Consider the following 20,930-nt stretch of genomic DNA (forward strand, 5'->3'; position numbering starts at 1 on the left):
TTATGATTGAGCTGTTGTTTTTACTGCTTCCTGTTGCCGCCGGTTATGGCTGGATCATGGGGAAAAACAGTGCGAAAAATCAGGCTCATCAATTTAATCGTCAAATTACTTCTGAATACAGTAAAGGCTTAAAATTTTTACTAGACAGAGAAGAAGATCAGGGGCTTGAGCATTTAATTAATTTGCTCGAAGTAGCTGCTGACTCTGTAGAACACTATTCTACCTTAGCCACTATGTTTCGCCGCCGTGGTGAGCTCGACCGCGCAATAAAAATTCATGAATTGCTATTAAAACACCCAAGCCTTAACGAGAAACAAGCTGCCAATAGCCGGTTAGAATTAGCCGAAGACTATATCATGGCAGGTTTACTCGATAGCGCAGAAGAACATTTAATATGGCTGGTAAAAAATAACCATGAAGATGCTCTTGAGCCAATTATCTCCTTATATTCACAGACCCGTGAATGGGAAAATGGCATTAATATGTTTGAAGCGCATACTGAGCTTTTTTCAAAAGAGCAACACTTCAAAGCCATCGCAAACTTTTACTGTGAACATGCTATTGCCAGTAATAACCCTCAACTTATGCGCAAAGCTATTAGCTTAAACTTTAAAACAATCAGACCTCTATATGAACTCGGTTTGTCTGCTTATACAAAAGAGGATTACGTTAAAGCAATTTATTATTGGCGAGAACTTATCTGCCAATTTACCTTTTTTGCGCCATTATTTATTGATAAGTTAGCGCATAGTTATAAGCAACTAAAATTAACCCATCAGTTTCATGAACTCGTTGCTGAGTTATTAGAAAAAGGTGGAGTAATGATAAAAATACAGCACTGCCAAGCGTTGCTTGAGCAAGGCCACACAGAACAAGCCTTTGAGTTTTTGACTGATAGTTTAAAACGTCAGCCCACCATCCGTGGTTTTAGTTTTTTATTGCAGTTAATGAGCGCCGAAAATAAAAATACAAAAGATGTGCTTAATCAAATAGATAAACTTGTTACCTCATATATTGCTACTAAGCCTGACTTTCAATGTCAGCATTGTGGCTTTACAAGTTACACCATTTATTGGAATTGCCCTTCGTGTAAACATTGGGAAACCATTGTGCCTAGCAGAGGCTTAGACGGATTTTAATCTTTATACTTTTCGCTCACTAGTAGGATAGTTATGTCTTTCGAACAATCAAAAAAAATTCTTATCGCTCTTGATTATGATGATCAGCAAACTGCTTTAGCTTTTGTTAAACAGTTATCACCGGATACCTGTCGATTAAAAGTGGGTAAAGAAATGTTCACTTATTTTGGCCCTGCATTTGTTAAAGAGCTGGTTGATTTAGGTTTTGATGTATTCTTAGATTTAAAGTTCCACGATATTCCAAATACTGTTGCTAAAGCAGTAACTGCTGCAGCTAAAATGGGCGTGTGGATGGTTAATGTTCATGCAAGTGGTGGTTTTGAAATGATGCATAAAGCTAAGCAGGCACTTGAGCAGTTTGGCGATAAAGCCCCATTATTGATTGCAGTGACCGTTTTAACCAGCATGGATGAAGCAGAGCTTAAACGTTTAGGCATCAGTAAATCACCACAAGAGCAAGTGATGCATTTAGCAAAATTAACAAAGCAAGCAGGGCTTGATGGTGTAGTGTGTTCAGCACAAGAAGCACAAAGTTTAAAAGCAGCATTGGGAGACGAGTTTAAATTAGTCACCCCAGGTATTCGTCCTGCTGGTAGTGATGCGGGCGATCAAAAACGTATTATGACACCTAAAGAAGCCATTGAAGCTGGCAGTGACTACCTAGTAATAGGGCGTCCTATTACTCAGGCACAAAACCCGGTGCAAGTATTGAGTGATGTAAATAAATCAATAGCTTAAACTTAAAGTTTGCATAATTATAAGGAGTTTATTACAACTCTTTTTGTTTGTGCTACATTTAATTACGGCTATGCAGTGAGGAACTAACTTTGCGTTTAATAATGTTTGTAGTGGTAATTATCATTAGTGGCTTTGCTGTTAATAAATATGTTTTTTCAACTAAAATGTATGATGATGTTTCGAATGTTACTGATTTGGTATCTGATTACCCCGTTGATTTGTTTAAGTTTAAAAAAATCGCTCAAAATTATGCTCAGCATTTGTGCTATACAAATGAAGGTGTTTTAGCTGGACTTAATATAAGTAGCAAAGAGTGTGTTGATGTACACGATGAAATGCAGAATGAGTGTACAAAAAAAGTTTTTAGATTAGCGCCGTTAAATATGACGTCTAAGAAAGAATTAATTGAATATTCAAATCAATATTCACGTTGTACCTTACCTTACAAAAACATTAAGTTATAAATTTTAAATACGAAAAAGCCACCTAAGTTTATACCTAGGTGGCTTTTTTATAGAATTATTTTAAACGAATAGACTTAGCTTCAATATCAATTAAGCCTTGTTTAAATAACCCACCAATGGCTTTTTTGTAGTTTGCTTTACTGGTCGAAAATACTTTTTTAATTAATTCAGGTTCAGACTTATCGCCTATGGCTAATATGCCACCTTCATCTTTTAGTTTTTCCATAATTTTTTCGCCAAGTTCACTGACTTTACCCATACCTGGCTTTTCAAGTATGACGTCAATTTTTCCGTCTTCACGTACTTTTTGAATAAACCCTTTGAGCTTTTGACCAACAAATAGGTTTTTAAATACCATGTTGTAAAATACAACACCAAAATGAGATTCTTCAATAAGTACTTTGTAGCCGATATCGGTTTTACCTGCCACAATTAAATCAACTTCTTGTAAGTGGCTATATTGCGGCTCGTCTTTTGATAAAAAGCGATTAAAGTTGGTTGAAGCACAAATTCGTTGACTGGCATTATCAAGATATAAACGGACTAAATACGAGTAACCTTCTTGCATACGCGGTTTTTGTTCATTAAACGGTGCAAGTACGTCTTTTTCTAAACCCCAATCTAAAAAAGCACCAATGCTGTTTATTTCTTTAACGCGCAGTAGGGCATATTCACCGACTTGTGCGTGTGGTTTTTTAGTTGTTGCTGTTGGCAGGTTTGCGTTATCTAAAAAGGTAAAAACGCTGATGCTATCGCCAGCTTCAAGTTCATGTTTAATCTCGTGTTTAGGTAAAAATACTTCACCTAAGTCATGGCCATCTAAATAGGCACCTTCATTACTGACTTCTTTTACAAATAGGGTTTGGGTAGTTCCAAGGTTACTCATAATTATTCCTGCTCAGGCTTTTTTTTACGACGCATCGGGGTATCACCATCAATGTTGAGTGGTGCTTTAATTGGGGCTGCTGGCTTTTTAGGTTTTGCTTTGCGTTTTTGCTGTGGCTTTTTGTCAGCCACTACTTTTTTAATCGGTTTAACTGGCGTCACTTTTTTCTCTTTGATGCCTTTAAATTTCGCTTTTAAACCATCAACCACCGCAAACGACAGTTCGTCATTTAAAAATGACTTAATTGCTAAGTAACTTGCCCAATCTTTAGGACCAACAAATGATAGCGCGTTGCCTTTAAAACCAGCTCGGCCTGTGCGACCAATACGGTGAACGTATTCTTCAGCGTGTTTTGGTAGATCAAAATTAATAACATGGGTCACACTGAGTAAATCTAAACCGCGAGATGCAACATCAGTAGTAATTAATATTTTAAAGTTCTCACGGCTAAACGCATCCATGATATCAAGGCGCTTACTTTGAGTTAAATCCCCGGCTAGTGCGACAGACTTAAAGCCTTTACTATTTAATGCCTCGCTTAAGCGACTGGTATCAGCACGTGTTGCGGTAAATATAATACATTGCCCTACATTATCTTTATTAAGAAAATGCTCAAGTAGCGCTTCTTTATGATCAAGATGATCGGCTAAATACAATGTTTGTTTAATATCACTGTGTTGCTCATTGGCTGCACTGAGCATAATTTGTTTTGGTTTTTTTAATAAATTACGCGAAAGGGCATCTACTTGAGCATGATCTAATGTCGCTGAAAACAATAGGGTCTGGCGTAATCGGTGATCTGCCAGTTCATTAATTAACTTAAGCTGGTCGGTGAAACCTAAATCCAAGATACGGTCAGCTTCATCAAATATAAGTAGCTCTAAGCCACTTAACTGTAAAGAGCGTTGCTTTAAGTGATCGGCTAAGCGTCCTGGTGTAGCAACCACAAAATGTGGGTCGTTGCGCAGTGCTTTAATTTGGTCGTTAAAGTTTTCACCACCGAGAATTTTAACTGCCTTGATATTGGTACCGGCAATAAGTAATCGTAGTTGGGTGAACACTTGGGTTGCAAGCTCACGAGTTGGAGCAACAATAAGTACACGAGGATCACGTTTACTGAGTGCTTTTTGTTTCATTACTCGCTGCACTGCAGGTAATAAAAACGCTAAAGTTTTGCCTGACCCAGTTTTTGACTGAGCGAAAATGTCATGTCCAGCGAGTGCCGTTGGCACAGCATGAGCTTGAATATCGGTAGGCTGGGTGATCCCTTGGTGCGCTAATTGTGTTTCTAGGCGAGTATCAATCCCAAGATCAGTAAAGTGCAATGTATATTTCTCCAATATGAGCAAGTCTTGTAAATTTATCCGCGCATTATAGCCCACTGAGCCACTGCGCTAACAGTAAAAAGCGCATTATCATCCATTTTTTTGCATTTAAATAAAAAAAGCGTAAAATACGCGCCCCATATGCGCCGGATTTACGATTCGGTAAACGCCCCTTGCGGGGTTTAAAGGCAAAATAGGAAAACCATGACTGCTATCCATAAAGATAATGTAACCAGCGATCACTTTGTTGTGTGCGCACTGTATAAATTTGTTTCTTTACCTGATTTTGAAGCACTTCGCCAACCTTTACTTAATGTAATGGAGCAAAACGACGTGCGTGGTACTTTGTTAATTGCCGCAGAAGGAATTAACGGAACTGTTTCAGCAAAACGTGAAGGCATAGATAACTTACTGGCGTGGTTAGACACCCAGCCTAATTTAGACAATATTGTTACTAAAGAATCATATGATGACGAATGCCCGTTTTACCGCACTAAAGTAAAACTTAAAAAAGAAATCGTGACTATGGGTGTGGAGGGCGTTGACCCATTAAAAGTAGTGGGCAGTTATGTTAAGCCAAATGAATGGAACGCCCTTATTTCTGATCCAGAGGTTATCCTTGTTGATACCCGAAATGATTATGAAATTGAAATTGGTACGTTTCAAAACGCGGTCGATCCAAACACGAAGACGTTCCGCGAATTTCCGCAGTGGGCCAAAGAAAATCTCGACCCAGAAAAGCATAAAAAAGTAGCTATGTTTTGTACAGGTGGTATTCGTTGCGAAAAATCAACAGCTTATATGAAAGAGCAGGGCTTTGATGAGGTATACCACCTTGAAGGCGGCATATTAAAATACCTAGAAGAAGTACCAAAAGAAGAAACCATGTGGGAAGGCGAGTGCTTTGTATTTGATAACCGTGTCGCGGTAAATCATGACTTACAAAAAGGCTCATATGATCAGTGTCACGCATGTCGGATGCCTATCACAGAAGAAGAAAAGCAAAAGCCTGAATACATGGAAGGGGTGTCGTGTCATCATTGTATTGATGATGTAACCGACGAGCAGCGTGAACGTTTTGCTGAGCGTCAAAAGCAAATAGAATTGGCACAAGCACGCGGTGAAGGCCACATTGGTAACGAAGCACAAGCTGCTTTACAACAACGTAAAGAAGCAAAAAAAGCGCAAAAAGACGCACAACGAAATAAATAATACCACGCGTTTATTTATTCATTAAAAAACCTCAGTAAATACTGAGGTTTTTTATTTAAAAGTAATTTATAAATAGCGAGCTACATTGCTTAGCAGCTTAAAGGTTTGATACTCACTTTGAGCTTAATCAACGAATACAATAACTTTTATCTATCGGCGTAAGTGTAATTTTATTAGCTGAATTTACAAGAACACATTCTGTGTTTTTATCGAGTTTTTTCTTTTGAATAACCGTAAATTCACCTTCATCAGCAGCGTATAAGTTATACTGATAAGCCGTATTACCTCCCTCAAATAATGCAGTAAATAACCCTCCAACTAAACCGCCTACAATAGCGCCACCAATCATTTCTTCGCTGTTGCCATCTAAGCTGTCAACAAAGCCAAAACCCGCTCCCGCAGCTATGCCTGTTCCAACTTCTGAGGAAAGTGTTACTTTTTGCTCTGACTCAACAGATGCATAATAGCGTTTAATTAATTGATTTTGACTCGTACGATCAACCCCTTGTGATGCACAGCCACTAAGTAGTAAAACCAAAATTATACTTTTATTCATAAATACTCGTTTGTATATTCACTCTAATGACCAAAGCATAGTGTTTAATACGCACAAAATATGTGGTGATTTTGTAGGCTGGTGTAAGAATGTGTAGTAAATACGTGGGTGTTTAATTTCAGCGTGTTGTTTTGCTAATTTGTCGTACTAAGCTATTTATTGATCATAGAGGTGTTAAACTGCGTAACATAATGGAAATAATAATTAATTAGGGTGATCCTTTGAAGTCGCAAAATCTTTTAATGGGCATAACGGCCTTATTTTTATCGGTTAGTTTGCCAGTAACTGGTGCTAGCGTGGTCGTTGAAAATATCGCTATGGAACAAGCCCAACAGCAGGTTCAGGCTGTTGGTAATGCTGAAGCTATCCATTCTGTTATTTTATATCCTGCCGTAGGTGACAAAGTAGCAGCGGTTCATTTTAAACCTGGCGATAAGGTTAAAGAAGGTGATATTTTACTTGAGCTAGATTCACGTAGGCAAAAAGCGGCCCTTGAAGAGGCTAAAATAAAATTAGCAGATAGTCAGCGAACTTTAAAACGTTTAAAACAAAGCCAAGCTAAAGGAGCTGTTCCGCAAAGTGATGTAGATGATGCAAAAACCATCGTGGAGCTTGCAAAAGTTACTCTCACTCAAGCCGAAACTGAATTAGAAGACCGCCAAGTCCGTGCCCCTTTTAATGGCACTATGGGGCTGACTGACATTGAAGTGGGTGACAGAATCACAACACAAACAATGATTGCTAGCATCGATGATACCCGCCAGTTATACATTAATTTTAACGCGCCTGAATCAGCGATTGCGATGCTCAGAAATAATGCTAGTGTACGCGTGTTCCCATGGCAATCGCAAGCGCCTGTTGAGGCAGAAATAGCTTATTTAGACTCACGTATAGACCCACAAACTCGTACCTTAAGAGTCAAAGCAAAGTTAAATAACAAAGATCAACAATTCTTACCGGGTATGAGTTTTCGAGTACATATAGAAGTATTAGGTCAACGCTTTGCCGCTATTCCTGAAGCAGCACTACTGTGGGGCGCAACGGGTCCATATGTGTGGACGAGTGTGGATAACAAAGCTACCCGGGTTGATGTGAAAATAGAGCAACGCTTGGCAGGGCGCTTACTCGTATCAGGGGCATTACAGCCAAACGATACGTTAGTTGTTGAAGGCGTTCAGCGCTTGCGAGCCAATCAAGAATTAAGCTTTACTGCACCTATCGCTAGTACGCAGGAGTAGCCATGAAACAGCAACCTATGATGCAAGACTTGCCGTCTATGGCAATTCGCCGCCCTGTACTTATTGTGGTGCTTAATTTATTAATAATTATTGCCGGTATCGCCGCTATAGCTGGCGTAGAAGTGCGAGAGCTTCCTGATGTAGATAGGCCGCGTATTACGGTATCAGCTTCGTTTCCAGGTGGTTCCCCAGAAACCGTTGACACTGAAGTCACCAGCAAACTTGAAGGTGCTGTTGCCCGTGTGAGTGGAGTTAAATCTATTCGTGCACAAAGTGAAGAAGGCAGCTCACGTATTGTGGTTGAATTTAGACCTGGTGTTAATCTGGATGATGCCGCTAATGAAACGCGCGAGTCAGTTTCGCGAGTGCAAAGAGAGCTCCCAGAAGAGGTTGAGCGTGTATCCATTATAAAAGCCGATAATGATGCTGAGGCGGTCGTATCACTCACCGTATCAAGTGAGAGTTTATCGTTAGAGGCATTAACCGAGCGAGTTGATGTTGACTTAGCACCACAGTTTTTAACTATTCCCGGTGTTGCTGATGTGCGCTTAAACGGTGATAGAGAGAGAGTGCTTAGAGTACGTATAGATCCGCTTAAGCTCAGTAGCTTTAATTTAACTATTCCTGATGTTGCTGACGTTCTCAGGCAAGCTCCCTTTGATGTGCCTGCAGGAAGTTTAAAATCAAACGATCAGCAAATCATTGTGCGTGCTGATGCTACCTCGGTCACACCAGATCAAGTCGGTGATATTATCATTCGTGGTGATACCCGTATTAGCGATATCGCCGCGGTATATTTTGGCCCGGCCGATCCGCGCTCTATGGTTAGGCTCAATGGTAAACCCGTTATTGGTATGGAAATTATCCGCCAAGCGCAATCTAACACCATAGAAATATCAGATGAAGTTCTAAAGCTTATAGAGGGAATGCGTGAACGCTTTCCTCAGATGGAATTTACCTTAACATCAGATGATGCACAATTTATTAGAAGTTCAGTGGATGAAGTTATTAACTCATTAGTGCTCACAGTGCTGCTAGTGATCATTACTTTATGGGTGTTTATTGGCTCATGGCGTGCAACCTTAGTGCCAGCATTTGCCATTCCGGTTGCCTTGATAGGCTCGTTAGCACTGATATGGGCATTGGGCTTCTCCATAAATATTTTAACCTTGCTCGCGCTTGTACTTGCTACTGGCTTAATCGTTGATGATGCGATTGTGGTGAGTGAAAATATTCAACGCCAGCGAGGATTAGGGCTTGGCAGGCGTGCGGCCGCAGTGGTAGGTACGCGTGAAGTATTTTTTGCCGTTATTGCCACCACGGCGGTATTAGCAGCTGTGTTTGTTCCCATCGCTTTTTTACCATCAACAGCAGGACGTTTATTTAGAGAGTTTGGCGGTGTTCTTGCCGGTGCAGTGATCATATCAAGCTTTGTTGCGTTATCGTTAGTGCCAGCACTTACCTCTAAGCTAAAGCTTAAGCAAGGCGGTTTTCATCCATTTGCTAAGTTTGGTAACGTACTTGCTAATTTATATACCAAAACAATTCATAAAGTACTCGATCATGCGTGGCTAACTTTTATTGCCTGTTTATTAGTGGCAGGCGGCTCAGGTGCATTGTATATGAGCTTAGATAACGAGCTATTACCAACAGAAGATCGCGGTAAGATTAGAATATTTGCTCGTGGGCCAGATGGCGTAGGCTTAAACTTTATGGACAGGCAAGCCATTAAAATGGAAGACACTTTGCTGCCTTTCGTCGAAAGCGGTGAAATTGAATCTATTTACACGGTTGTTGGTCAGTGGGATCCTAATATTGTGTTCATCACTGTACCTTTAAAGCACTGGGATGAACGTAACTTTAGTCAACAAGAAATCATCAATAAAATTCGTCAGCCTCTAATGAATATTCCTGGAGCACCCGCATACGCAGGAGGCGCTAATAGTTTAAATTTACGTGGCCAAGGTGGCGGAATCGAAATTGCTTTGCTGGGGCAAGATTACCTTGAAATATTTAAAGCTGCACAGCAGTTTTCAGCAGATCTTGAAAAAGCAGTACCTGAAGTTGCACCGGTTCGCGTATCGTATCAGCCATCGCAACCACAACTTCGCGTCAATATAGACAGACGACGCGCAGAAGAGCTCGGTGTATCGTTAAGTGATATAGCCATTACTTTAAGAGCTGCCATTAATGGCGACGATATAGCCGATTTAAATATTGGCGATCAGTCAATACCAATTATGTTACAGGCTCAAAATCAAACCATTAATGACCCCAGTGATTTAGCAAATTTATATGTAAGCGCCCGCGATAATCAATTAGTACCGCTCAGTAGTGTAGCTAATATTACAGAGGAAGGTGTAGCTGCAGAGCTTGAGCGCCATGCTCAGCGACGTGCCATAGAATTAAGCATGGAATTACCCGAAGGTTTAACCATTGCCACACTGGTAGAGCAAATAAAACAAGTGTCTGAGCAATCATTACCAGCAGGTATTACCCTAGCGTTTAAAGGGGAAGCTCTGACATTTGAAGAGACCTCAAACGAAGTATTGATGACCTATGTATTGGCATTTTTAATTGTATTTTTAGTATTGGCAGCACAATTTGAAAACGTTAACAGCGCCATTGTGGTGATGATTACTGTGCCATTTGGTATTACATCCGCTATTTTAGCACTGTACTTAACCGGCACATCACTCAATATTTATTCGCAAATTGGTCTGGTAATGCTTATTGGTTTAATCGCGAAAAACGCAATTTTATTGGTCGAGTTTGCTGATCAATTAAGAGATAACGGGCTTAGTGTTCGAAAAGCGGTTGAACAAGCTGCACTGGTACGCCTACGACCCATTACCATGACCTTAATTTCTACTTTATTGGGTGCATTACCGCTTATTATGTCAACAGGTGCGGGCGCTGAGGCGCGTAATGCGATTGGCTGGGTGGTGTTTGGTGGACTAGCATTAGCGGTATTGTTTACGCTTTATTTAACACCGGTGATTTATTTAGGACTTGCACGTTTTACCAGCCCTCGCGGCGATGAGTCAAAACAATTAGCGCAGGAGTTAGAGCAAGTAGATAATTAATCGCTAACTATTTACGTAAATTGGCTATTTTTCTTTGAAAAAATAGCCAATTAGGCTCACAATTCAACTAGATTCACGCCACAAGGATTCCCTATGCAGGCCGAGCAAGTTGAAATAGCCCAATTTTTAGTTGAACATCCCCCATTTGATACGCTTCCTACTGAGGCATTGAACGAATTAGCAATGCAAATAGAGGTTGCTTACTTTCGTGCCGAAACTGATATCCTGCATTTAGGGCAAGATATTAGTGACTTGTATATTATTCGTAGTGGCTCAGTTGAGATTTCACGCCGTAATGGTGAACTCTATAACCGCTTAGCTACAGGCGGTATTTTTGGCCAAATGGGTTTATTGATGAACCGCAAAGTGCGGTTTCCAGCTCGTGCACTTGAAGATACCTTAACGTATTGTATTAATGTTAATACCTTCAACGAATACTGTGATAAATACGAAACCTTTGCCGACTTTTTCGAAGTGGATGGCAACGTACGCTTGCACCAAGCGATAGTAGAGCAAGCCGACAGCAATGATTTAACCACCGCAAAAGTTAAATCATTATTACATCGCGATGTAGTCACTGTTACTACACAAACCCCCATACAAGACGTCGCGTTTTTGATGACACAAGAATCGGTCTCTTCAGTACTTGTTACTGATATAGAAAAACAAATAAGCGACGATCCAGAAGAGGATGACGGTCAAGTCGTCGGGATCATCACAGATAGAGATATCCGTACCAAAGTTGTTGCCCAAGGACTTACGTTTGATACGCCGGCGAAGGAGGTAATGACCTCAGGGTTGGTTTTGCTCGATAGTAACTCTTACGTTTTTGAAGCTGTTTTAGCCATGCTAAGAGATAACTTACATCACTTACCTGTGGTACATAAAAAGCGACCAATAGGGGTGATATCGCTATCTGATATTTTACGCTATGAATCACAAAGTAGCTTATTGTTAGTACGCGGTATTTTAGCTCAACAATCGGTTGATGACTTAGTTCATTACGCCCGCCAATTACCTAATGTGTTTGTGCGTATGGTAAACGAAGATGCTAATTCGCATATGATAGGGACCGCTATGGCAGTAATAGGACGTACCTTTAAACAGCGCCTATTAGCCCTAGCAGAAGAAAAATTTGGCGAGCCGCCCATTCCTTATTGTTTTATTGCGCTGGGCTCAATGGCACGGGATGAGCAGTTAATTGTAACCGATCAAGATAATGCACTGATTTTAGATAATAGTTTCGATGAGGTATTGCACGATGAGTATTTTCAAAACTTATCAGACTTTGTGTGTGATGGCTTAGCTAAGTGTGGCTATACCTATTGTGATGGTGAAATTATGGCCTCGTTTAAAAAATGGCGTATGACCCGCGAACAATGGCAAGAAAAATTTGCTAGCTGGATGGCCGAGCCCAAACCGCAAGCACTGCTCAATAGCTCGATATTCTTTGACTTAGATGGTGTGTGGGGTAAGTTAAAGTGGGCCGATGAGCTTAAAACGCTGGTGGCAAAAGAAAGCAAAGTAAATAAACGCTTTTTAGCTAACCTTGCTGCTAATGCTCGCAATCGAACGCCACCATTGGGATTTTTTAACGGCTTTGTACTTGAGCACAATGGCCAACATAAGCGCTCAATGAACTTAAAACGTCGTGGTACAGCGCCGCTATCTGATGTGGTTCGCGTTCATGCATTAGCGGTCGGTTCACGTAAACAAAATTCGTTTGAGCGCTTAGAGGATATTATCGAGGCTAACTTATTACCCAAAGGCAAAGCACAAGATTTGCGTGATGCATTTGAATATATTGCCACTGTACGTATTCGCCATCAGGCATGGCAGATAGAGCAGGGGGAAGCGCCCGATAATGATTTAGACCCGCATTTACTCTCACCATTTGAGCAAAGTAATTTAAAAGAAGCTTTTGCGATTTTAGAAAAAGCGCAAAGCTTTTTAAAGTTTAGTTATTCTGCTCATTCAGGTGTGAAATAAGTTATGGCTAAATCACCGTTAGATTGGCCACGTCGTTACGAGCAGCTTTTACATAGTGCGCAAAACTCGTTGCTTAAGGAGTTTTATAAGCTGGCATTTACCAATCAGACTGCTCCACTTAAAGATGTACCTTTTGTGGCGCTAGATTTTGAAACAACAGGTCTGGACGCTAATACCGATGATATTGTTAGTGTGGGGTTAGTGCCTTTCAATGTTAATCGTATTTACTGTAAAGAGAGCCACCATTGGGTAGTACAACCACGACGAGATTTGAGTGAAGAGTCGATTGTTATCCATGGTATTACCCACTCAGAAGTGGACGAAGCTCCCGACCTCAATCGAATTTTAGCCCCACTTCTTGATGCACTTAAAGGGAAAGTGGTGGTGGTGCATTATGCCGCCATTGAGCGCCACTTTTTTTATAATGCGCTGCTCACACGTATAAAAGAAGGGATTGAATTTGCTCTAGTCGACACTATGGAAATTGAAAGGCGAGCGCTTAGAGCGCGTCAAGGGCTACTAGGTAGGCTATTTAATACAAAACTAGGCTCATTACGGTTAAGTGATACAAGGGAGCGTTATTCCTTGCCATTGTATCAAAACCATAATGCACTGACTGACGCTTTAGCCACCGCAGAATTACTGCAAGCTCAGCTGAGTTATCATTATCGGTTAGATACACCACTAAGTGAAATTTGGCTTTAGCGAAACGTTATAAAATATTATAGGAAAAATAGAGTAAAAAAAACGCCGCAATTAGCGGCGTTTTTTAATGTAGGGTGTTATTTAACTGGGCGAGGCTCAGTTCGTAAACCTAAAATTAAGCTTACACACATTAATAGTAAAACAATGGTAAACGGTAGACCGGTTGAAATAGCCCCAGCTTGTAGTGCTTCAATCGCTTGAGTACCACCAATCCAAAGTAATGCAGCAGCAATTGCGCCCTCAACAGTAGCCCAAAAAATACGCTGTGGTACCGGTGCATCAATTTTTCCACCTGCTGTGATTGAATCAATTACAAGTGATCCTGAATCAGAAGAAGTAATAAAGAATACCAGTACTAATACAATAGCAATGAAAGAAAGCACACTCGCCATTGGCATTTCATCAAGCATTTGGAACATCGCCATAGGGACACTTGTTAGACCGTCAGTCCCAAGAGCACCAATACCATTAACTACTTGGTCAATTGCGATGCCACCATAGATAGACATCCACAGGATAGTAACCGCTGTTGGAATAAGTAATACCGCGGTTAAAAATTCACGGATTGTACGACCACGCGAAACACGCGCAATAAACATACCTACAAACGGTGACCATGAAATCCACCAAGCCCAGTAGAATACTGTCCAACCATGCATCCATGTTTCATCTTCACGGCCATGTGGGTTACTCAATGGAATAATGTTCTCTACATACCCCATTACCGTGTTAGGGATATTACCCATAGAGACCGCAAAACCAACTAAACATACAAATACTAGTAATACTAAAGCAATGAGCATATTTACGTTACTAAGTAATTTAACGCCGCCATCAATGCCTCTAATAACAGAGACGACTGCTAGTAACGTAACACCTGTAATAACCAGAATTTGTGAACCTACGCCACCTTCAAAACCAAATACATGATTAATACCGGCAGAAGCTTGTTGTGCACCTAGCCCAAGTGACGTTGCTAAACCAAATAAGGTTGCTAATACAGCTAAAATATCAATTATGTGACCAGGCCACCCCCACGCTTTATCACCTAAAATTGGGTAAAAAATCGAACGAATAGAAAGCGGTAAGCCTTTATTGTAAGTAAAAAATGCTAACGAAAGCGCAACTACAGCATAAATTGCCCAAGGGTGAAGACCCCAATGGAACATAGTTGCACCCATTGCCATTTTCGCGGCTTCTGGTGTGTTAGCTGTTACATTGAGCGGCGTTTCATACCAACCAGTGTAGTATGCAACTGGTTCAGCAACACCCCAGAACATTAAGCCAATACCCATACCTGCAGCAAATAACATTGCCAGCCAAGAAATACGAGAATGCGATGGTTTAGCATCGTCACCGCCTAAGCGGATATTGCCATATGGTGAAAAAATTAAAACTAAACAAAAAATAACAAAGAAGTTGGCAGCCCACATAAATAAGCCGTCAAAATTATTAATAATATCGGTTTTGATACCATTTAGTGTTGTTTTAGCTACTTCGGCATCTGACACTAGTACGGCGATTAAAAAAAGTGCTATTAACCCTGCACTGATCCCGAATACAGGGTTATGTATATCAAATCCCCACTTTTGTACGTTGTCTTGACCTACGGTGTAGTCCGTATTATCAATACTGTACTTGTCATGATTCTCGCTCATGCAATACCTCATTGGTTAATGAAACAGGTTGGCTTAATGCCAGTTTTTTATAGTTCACTGTATTCGTCTTATTAGATTTATAACTAAAGCTAATAACACGAATAGTTAGAAGACTAACTAATTTAATTGCCCATCATACCTTTACTAATAGGGGAGTTAAATATTAAATGCAAAAGATTTAACACTTTGGCAAAACTTTAAGCTACTTTTGTCTTTTTATTGTACATATCTGGCAGCTGAACAAAAGATAACTAATGTGTCAGCTAATTATTTTATAGTCGTATATAGCATTGAATGCAAAGCTAAGTGAATGAATATTCGGCCTAATCAGACAAGTAAATAACTAAAAAAACGCTATTGAATACGTAAAAACTAACTCAGCGTTTTAAAATCACTATTCATTTATTAAATGATTTTTTAATGACATTTTAACTATGTTTTTATGATTTTGGATAATGAGCTAGATAAATATTTTCATGAGGTTAATGAAAAAGCGAGATTGAAATAGTTTTTATAAAAAGCGACTAAATCTTACTGTTTAAACTAAATTGGTCAAAGGTTTATTTCACCTTTGCGATTTAATTTACAAAAATGGCAAAGAAACGCTGCGCTTGTAAAGAAGTGACAAATAACAGTGATTAAACATGAATGATTAAATTGAATGGTTTTGATTTCTCATTCACTTCTTTTAGTGGAATAAAATTTTCAAGAAATTATTCACAAAGACAGCGAAGAAAAGCTGCAGTTTTTAAGCTGCAGCGTAGATAGGGGGGTAACTATTTTTTATATGCTTCATTGTGAACGCCAGCGGCGCGTCCAGATGGATCCGCATTATTTTGAAAAGATGCATCCCACGCCAGTGCTTCGGGGGTTGAACATGCTACTGATTTACCATGTGGTACACAGTTAGCAGAGGCATCGCCCGGGAAGTGCGATTCAAAAATACGGCGGTAAAAATACGCTTCTTTTGAATCTGGCGTGTTAATTGGGTATTTAAATTTAGCATTCGCTAGTTCTTGATCCGTTACTTGCTCATTCACATACTCTTTTAAAGTATCAATCCAGCTGTAGCCAACACCATCAGAGAATTGTTCTTTTTGACGCCATAACACTTCGTCTGGAAGGTAGCCGTCGAAGCCAGCACGTAAAATATGCTTTTCAATTTTTTCGTCTTTACACATTTTAGCTTCTGGGTTGATGCGCATTGCAACATCAACAAATTCTTTATCTAAAAATGGCACGCGTGCTTCAACACCCCAAGCAGCCATTGATTTATTAGCACGTAAACAATCAAACATATGCAGTTTTGATACTTTACGGTTTAGCTCTTCATGAAACTCTTGTGCATTGGGTGCTTTATGAAAATATAAATAACCACCAAATAATTCATCGGCTCCTTCACCTGAAAGCACCATTTTAATGCCCATAGCTTTAATTTGGCGTGCCATTAAGTACATAGGGGTTGAGGCACGAATAGTAGTTACATCATAGGTTTCAATGTGATAAATCACTTCTTTAAGAGCATCAATACCTTGTTGAATAGTAAAAATAATAGGGTGGTGAATAGTGCCTATCATATCAGCCACTTTTTGCGCTGCAGCTAAATCGGGTGAGCCTTCTAAACCCACTGAAAACGAATGCAGTTTAGGCCACCAAGCATCACTTTCATCGTTGTCTTCAATACGTTTTGCGGCAAAATGTTGAGTAATAGCTGAAATAACCGACGAATCTAATCCACCAGATAGTAATACACCGTAGGGTACGTCACACATTAGTTGGCGTTTTACCGCGGCTTCTAGAGCATCTTTTACATCTTCTGCCTTGGCATCGTTGTTCTTCACTGCGTCGTAGCTTTGCCAATCACGTTGGTAGTAAGGTGTTAATTTACCGTCTTTGCTGTAAAGGTAATGCCCTGGTGGGAACTCCTCAATATGTTTACAAATAGGTGAAAGCGCTTTTAGCTCTGATGCTACATAAAAGTTGCCATGCTCGTCGTGGCCTGTATACAGTGGAATAATACCAATGTGGTCGCGACCAATTAGATAAGCATCTTGCTCTTCATCATATAAACAAAAGGCAAAAATACCATTTAAGTCATCTAAAAATGCAGGCCCTTTTTGTTTATACAGGGCTAAAATAACTTCACAATCTGACTGGGTTTGAAAATCAAACTCGACTTCTAAATTAGCGGCAAGCTCTTTGTGGTTATAAATTTCGCCATTTACCGCTAAAATATGCGTTTTTTCTGGGTTGTATAATGGTTGCGCACCGCTTGATACGCCAACTATTGCTAAGCGTTCGTGCACTAAAATTGCTTTGTCTGATGAATACACCCCTGACCAATCAGGCCCGCGGTGGCGAAGCAGTTTGGACATTTCGATTGCCTGAGCGCGTAACTGGCTGGGATCCGATTTAATATCGAGTACGCCGAATATTGAACACATAATTTTTCCTCATTCCTATTAAGTGCCTACGATAGCGAGTTTGCTAAAGACTAACCTTGTTTTATCAGAAATAAATACCTAAGTCACACGGCTTTTTTAAAATAATAAGAATAATTTATGCACCAAATAAACTGGCGTTGCACCAATGTGGTGATATTGACAAGGAGATTAAAATGCAATGTGCAATTTTTAATTTAAAATTACGTTAAAGTTAAATTAAATTGCAACAATTAGCTCGCCCTGCACCAAGAAAGTGCAAAGCGAAAAATAAATAAATAGCGGTTGAGTTACTCAGTGAGTGAGCGTGAGTGCACTATTAATTAATCCCAGTAGCGGCTTAAACTCAGCTTAAGTTGTGCTAGGTGAGCATCGAGCTTATTTTTTGCAGCATTTGCTTGCTCAAGTGATACAAATTCAAAGGTGATTGGATCGGCAGTTCTAAATTGTGCAAACTGATGTAAGTCGGCTTCTATCACATGCGCTATTAAAGGATAACCCCCCGTTGTTTGCCCGTCATTTAATAACACTATAGGATTGCCATCAGGTGGAAGCTGTATGCTCCCAGGTGCTACGGCTACAGAGGGCAATGAAAGTGTATGTTGCATAATATCAGCATTTTTATGGTCTAGGCGTACGCCCATACGATTACTATTTGGATTAATAGTAAATGCGGTATCACAAAAAGCATTAATGCACTCGGGTGTTAGTAGCTCATAATGAGGACCAACATGTAAACGGATAATATTACGTTTTGGCGGGGTAAGGGCGCCCTTATTACATAACCAAGGTTTAGTATAAGGACTTATGGCTACCACATCGCCACTTTGCAGTGCACGGCCATTAAAGCCTCCAATGGCTGCCCCTAAATCGGTAGATTTAGAACCCATAACCTCTGGGCATTCAATACCGCCTTTTACTGCAATATAAGCACGGGAGCCACCACGGCCAGTTGCAAATTTAAGTGTTTGCATTGCTTTTATTGGGTAACTCCAGCCTGGATAAAGTGGGTGTCCATCAAGGGTTGCTTTGAGGTCGGCTCCATGAAGGGCAATAACGGTATCACACTGAAATTGCAGTTCGCATAAACCCACGGTTAATTCCAGCACGGCAGCGTTGTCGGTGTTATTTAATAAACGGTTCGCAATAATGTGTGCATAGGTATCAAGGCTGCCTGAGCGGCTTACCCCTAAATGTCGAAAACCCACACGGCCTAAATCTTGGATTGTTAGTTGAATACCGCTCTTGATTACTTTAATCATTGCTTACTCCTTTTACAGGCACAAACTCTATGGTATCGCCAGGTTTAAATAAGCAAGGATTAGCCGCTTTAGAATCAAATAAGCAGGCATCAGTGTGAGCTATAATATGCCAACCACCTGGCGAATCTTCAGGGTAAATACCAGTTTGGTCTGCTCCAATAGCAATTGCGCCTTTAGGTACACTCACTCGCGGGTTATCGCGCCTTGGGGTAAATAACCGTGAGTTGAGCCCATGTAAATAAGGAAAACCGGGAACAAAGCCTAAAAATAGAACGTGATATAACTCTTTACTATGTAAGTTAATCACTTCATCAATTGTGAGTTGATGATAGTTAGCTACGTAATCTAAATCTTCACCTTGGTAGTAGGTATTAATTTGGTGGTGCTGGCTATCAAACGGGTAATCATCCACTTCCTCCCATAACTTAGCTAAGGTGTTGTGCCATTTATGGAGCATTTCTGAAGACTTTAAATACAAAGTTAATGAGTTCATAGCCGGTACTAAATCAATAAACTCATTACTATTTTTACAGTGTTGGGCGAGTGCCCAAAGCTTTTTTTGCGTCGCAAGTATGTGTGGTTCGCTGTAGTGAGAAACATCAAAAAGCAGGCTAGAGTTCGTTAAAATTTTTATACTAGGAATCATGCTCATACCGATAACTCATTAATATTAATTACATTTAAGCTATCACAGTCGCTGTACTATTACGATATTAATAGACAAGCTCGGATCGAATTAACTTCCTCATTCGTAAAGTTTTGTTGTGTGTGAAATTTATTGTTGGGTTTACAGGTCTGCTTTAGAGTAACTAAAACTAAGAGGTAATCGTATGTTTAAGGGGTTAATATTAGCTACATTTGCTGTGTTTGGATTACTAAGTACGATGAGCGCTATCTCGTCAGATGAGGTAACTAAATCCAGTGATTTAAATGCCACCATGCATGTAGAAAAGCTAGTGCTTGGCTCGGGTTGTTTTTGGGGGGCAGAAAAACGCTATGAAGCACTTAATGGGGTACTCGATGCAGAGTCGGGCTATGCCGATGGGCATGGGTTTAAACCAACCTACAGGAATATAACTAAGCTATCGCGTCGCTTTGATGAAGATAACTACGCTGAAGTGGTGCAGGTTACATTTAATAGCAATATTATTTCGGCAAAAGAGCTGCTGCAAAATTATTACGAAAGCCACGATCCGACTCAAAAAAACCGCCAAGGTAATGATGTAGGTACACAATATCGCTCTATTATTTTAACTACTAGTGACGAGCAAGCAAACACCGCGATTGCTGTAACACAGCAGTACCAGCAGTTACTCACCAAAGCAGGTTATGGAACAATAGCTACACAAATTAAGCCACTAGAGCAATTTTATTCTGCTGAAGAGTATCATCAAAATTACCTTGAAAAAAATCCAAACGGTTATTGCCCAGACCATTCAACCGGCGTTGTTTTTAGTCAAGATGAAAAGCAGCAGCTTGATAACACCGCATTGTTAACTGGCAAGCAAATTGTTATTTTAGACTCTCGTGATTACTGCCCTTACTGTGAAAAATTTAAAGCGGCGGTAGCCAATGACTATAAAGGCACAATACCAATGACATTTCGCCATGCTGATCAGCTTAATGGCTTAACCATCAAATCGGCTACGTGGGCTACACCCACCATACTATTTTTAGAAGATGGAGTAGAAGTGTATTCTCGCCAAGGTTATATGGATGCCGAGCTGTTTTATAAAGCGCTAGGTGCATTTAAACTCGGTGACAGTGAAGCTTATAAAGTAGCGTTTAACGCTAAAACCGACAGCCCATATTGCAAAGAATACGCTATTTTTAAAAACACCCCCGATGGCATTTTTATCGATAAACTCAGTGGTGAACCCTTGTTTGATACCCGCGACAGATTTAATTCGGGTACTGGCTGGTTGTCGTTTACACATCCTGTAAAAGACAGCGTAACGCAGCATGAAGATAACAGTTGGGGCATGCAACGTATCGAGCTTAAATCTAAAAGTACCGGGATTCATTTAGGGCATTTATTCCCGGGTGAAGGGCCAAATGGTCAAGATAGATTTTGTATTAATGCCACTGTCTTAGAGTTTGTTGCTCGCGATGAAATAAACAGAACAGATGATGTTTAAGCTAATTAGCAAATAGGCAAATTTTAAGCAAAAAAAAGCAGCGACACTTAAAAAAGGGCGCTGCATTTCAATTGACAACATCTTCACACACAA

General features: G+C 40.2%; 16 protein-coding genes. 9 read left to right on the forward strand and 7 right to left on the reverse strand.

Annotated elements, in window-relative coordinates; translation table 11 throughout:
• Positions 1-2 precede the first annotated feature (2 nt).
• The 3 genes from lapB to CWB77_RS02250 all read left to right on the forward strand — a co-directional run bounded on the left by lapB (position 3) and on the right by CWB77_RS02250 (position 2,341).
• A complete protein-coding gene (gene lapB / locus CWB77_RS02240; RefSeq protein WP_010389928.1) occupies positions 3-1,139 on the forward strand; it encodes a lipopolysaccharide assembly protein LapB in 1,137 nt (378 codons plus the stop codon).
• A gap of 33 nt (positions 1,140-1,172) precedes the next feature.
• Entirely contained in the window at positions 1,173-1,877 is a 705-nt protein-coding gene (gene pyrF / locus CWB77_RS02245; RefSeq protein ID WP_054200877.1) for an orotidine-5'-phosphate decarboxylase, read from the forward strand.
• An 89-nt stretch (positions 1,878-1,966) separates the two neighbouring features.
• On the forward strand, positions 1,967-2,341 hold the full coding sequence (locus tag CWB77_RS02250; RefSeq protein ID WP_010389930.1) for a hypothetical protein: 375 nt from the start codon (positions 1,967-1,969) through the stop codon (positions 2,339-2,341).
• A 55-nt stretch (positions 2,342-2,396) separates the two neighbouring features.
• On the opposite strand, the gene CWB77_RS02255 is transcribed toward CWB77_RS02250, so the two are convergent.
• A complete protein-coding gene (locus CWB77_RS02255) occupies positions 2,397-3,227 on the reverse strand; it encodes a CvfB family protein (RefSeq protein ID WP_054200878.1) in 831 nt (276 codons plus the stop codon).
• A 2-nt stretch (positions 3,228-3,229) separates the two neighbouring features.
• Positions 3,230-4,552, reverse strand: coding sequence for a DEAD/DEAH box helicase (locus CWB77_RS02260; RefSeq protein ID WP_138621151.1), 1,323 nt, complete (start codon positions 4,550-4,552; stop codon positions 3,230-3,232).
• Positions 4,553-4,756: 204 nt separating this feature from the next.
• Here CWB77_RS02260 and trhO point away from each other — a divergent pair, with 204 nt between their 5' ends.
• Positions 4,757-5,764, forward strand: a complete 1,008-nt coding sequence (gene trhO / locus CWB77_RS02265; RefSeq protein ID WP_010389933.1) for an oxygen-dependent tRNA uridine(34) hydroxylase TrhO — start codon at positions 4,757-4,759, stop codon at positions 5,762-5,764.
• A 127-nt stretch (positions 5,765-5,891) separates the two neighbouring features.
• On the opposite strand, the gene CWB77_RS02270 is transcribed toward trhO, so the two are convergent.
• Complete coding sequence (locus CWB77_RS02270; protein ID WP_010389934.1) at positions 5,892-6,320, reverse strand: hypothetical protein; 429 nt, start codon at positions 6,318-6,320, stop codon at positions 5,892-5,894.
• Between the two features lie 242 nt (positions 6,321-6,562).
• Between CWB77_RS02270 and CWB77_RS02275 the strand changes: the two genes are divergently transcribed.
• From CWB77_RS02275 to CWB77_RS02290, 4 genes are all read left to right on the forward strand, one after another.
• On the forward strand, positions 6,563-7,558 hold the full coding sequence (locus tag CWB77_RS02275; protein ID WP_055013297.1) for an efflux RND transporter periplasmic adaptor subunit: 996 nt from the start codon (positions 6,563-6,565) through the stop codon (positions 7,556-7,558).
• A 2-nt stretch (positions 7,559-7,560) separates the two neighbouring features.
• Entirely contained in the window at positions 7,561-10,644 is a 3,084-nt protein-coding gene (locus tag CWB77_RS02280) for an efflux RND transporter permease subunit (RefSeq protein WP_075169261.1), read from the forward strand.
• Positions 10,645-10,737: 93 nt separating this feature from the next.
• Positions 10,738-12,633, forward strand: a complete 1,896-nt coding sequence (locus tag CWB77_RS02285; RefSeq protein WP_138621153.1) for a putative nucleotidyltransferase substrate binding domain-containing protein — start codon at positions 10,738-10,740, stop codon at positions 12,631-12,633.
• A 3-nt stretch (positions 12,634-12,636) separates the two neighbouring features.
• Positions 12,637-13,338 carry a 3'-5' exonuclease gene (locus CWB77_RS02290; RefSeq protein WP_138621155.1) on the forward strand — a complete coding sequence of 234 codons (702 nt, stop codon included), beginning with the start codon at positions 12,637-12,639 and terminating at the stop codon, positions 13,336-13,338.
• A 77-nt stretch (positions 13,339-13,415) separates the two neighbouring features.
• On the opposite strand, the gene CWB77_RS02295 is transcribed toward CWB77_RS02290, so the two are convergent.
• The 4 genes from CWB77_RS02295 to pxpB all read right to left on the reverse strand — a co-directional run bounded on the left by CWB77_RS02295 (position 13,416) and on the right by pxpB (position 19,351).
• Positions 13,416-14,996 carry a BCCT family transporter gene (locus CWB77_RS02295; protein WP_010389940.1) on the reverse strand — a complete coding sequence of 527 codons (1,581 nt, stop codon included), beginning with the start codon at positions 14,994-14,996 and terminating at the stop codon, positions 13,416-13,418.
• Between the two features lie 776 nt (positions 14,997-15,772).
• Positions 15,773-17,440, reverse strand: a complete 1,668-nt coding sequence (asnB, locus tag CWB77_RS02300; protein WP_138621157.1) for an asparagine synthase B — start codon at positions 17,438-17,440, stop codon at positions 15,773-15,775.
• A 320-nt stretch (positions 17,441-17,760) separates the two neighbouring features.
• The gene (locus CWB77_RS02305) at positions 17,761-18,699 is read right to left on the reverse strand and encodes a 5-oxoprolinase subunit C family protein (protein WP_075169259.1); all 939 of its coding nucleotides are present in this window, start codon (positions 18,697-18,699) and stop codon (positions 17,761-17,763) included.
• Positions 18,692-19,351, reverse strand: a complete 660-nt coding sequence (gene pxpB / locus CWB77_RS02310) for a 5-oxoprolinase subunit PxpB (protein ID WP_055013293.1) — start codon at positions 19,349-19,351, stop codon at positions 18,692-18,694. The genes CWB77_RS02305 and pxpB overlap by 8 nt, the downstream gene beginning before the upstream one ends.
• A gap of 178 nt (positions 19,352-19,529) precedes the next feature.
• On the opposite strand from pxpB, the gene msrA reads away from it, so the two are divergent.
• Entirely contained in the window at positions 19,530-20,837 is a 1,308-nt protein-coding gene (gene msrA / locus CWB77_RS02315) for a peptide-methionine (S)-S-oxide reductase MsrA (protein ID WP_138621160.1), read from the forward strand.
• Positions 20,838-20,930 lie beyond the last annotated feature (93 nt).

The organism is Pseudoalteromonas sp. S1610 (genome assembly GCF_005887465.1).
GTDB classification, from domain to species: Bacteria; Pseudomonadota; Gammaproteobacteria; order Enterobacterales; family Alteromonadaceae; genus Pseudoalteromonas; species Pseudoalteromonas undina.

What these genes read in the sequence shown, in the direction of transcription:
- lapB (WP_010389928.1), top strand. Translation starts at nt 3, where the DNA reads ATGATTGAGCTGTTGTTTTTACTGCTTCCTGTTGCCGCCGGTTATGGC.
- CWB77_RS02290 (WP_138621155.1), top strand. Translation starts at nt 12,637, where the DNA reads ATGGCTAAATCACCGTTAGATTGGCCACGTCGTTACGAGCAGCTTTTA.
- trhO (WP_010389933.1), top strand. Translation starts at nt 4,757, where the DNA reads ATGACTGCTATCCATAAAGATAATGTAACCAGCGATCACTTTGTTGTG.
- CWB77_RS02280 (WP_075169261.1), top strand. Translation starts at nt 7,561, where the DNA reads ATGAAACAGCAACCTATGATGCAAGACTTGCCGTCTATGGCAATTCGC.
- CWB77_RS02285 (WP_138621153.1), top strand. Translation starts at nt 10,738, where the DNA reads ATGCAGGCCGAGCAAGTTGAAATAGCCCAATTTTTAGTTGAACATCCC.
- CWB77_RS02255 (WP_054200878.1), bottom strand. Translation starts at nt 3,227, where the DNA reads ATGAGTAACCTTGGAACTACCCAAACCCTATTTGTAAAAGAAGTCAGT.
- msrA (WP_138621160.1), top strand. Translation starts at nt 19,530, where the DNA reads ATGTTTAAGGGGTTAATATTAGCTACATTTGCTGTGTTTGGATTACTA.
- CWB77_RS02270 (WP_010389934.1), bottom strand. Translation starts at nt 6,320, where the DNA reads ATGAATAAAAGTATAATTTTGGTTTTACTACTTAGTGGCTGTGCATCA.
- CWB77_RS02275 (WP_055013297.1), top strand. Translation starts at nt 6,563, where the DNA reads ATGGGCATAACGGCCTTATTTTTATCGGTTAGTTTGCCAGTAACTGGT.
- CWB77_RS02295 (WP_010389940.1), bottom strand. Translation starts at nt 14,996, where the DNA reads ATGAGCGAGAATCATGACAAGTACAGTATTGATAATACGGACTACACC.
- CWB77_RS02305 (WP_075169259.1), bottom strand. Translation starts at nt 18,699, where the DNA reads ATGATTAAAGTAATCAAGAGCGGTATTCAACTAACAATCCAAGATTTA.
- pyrF (WP_054200877.1), top strand. Translation starts at nt 1,173, where the DNA reads ATGTCTTTCGAACAATCAAAAAAAATTCTTATCGCTCTTGATTATGAT.
- asnB (WP_138621157.1), bottom strand. Translation starts at nt 17,440, where the DNA reads ATGTGTTCAATATTCGGCGTACTCGATATTAAATCGGATCCCAGCCAG.
- pxpB (WP_055013293.1), bottom strand. Translation starts at nt 19,351, where the DNA reads ATGAGCATGATTCCTAGTATAAAAATTTTAACGAACTCTAGCCTGCTT.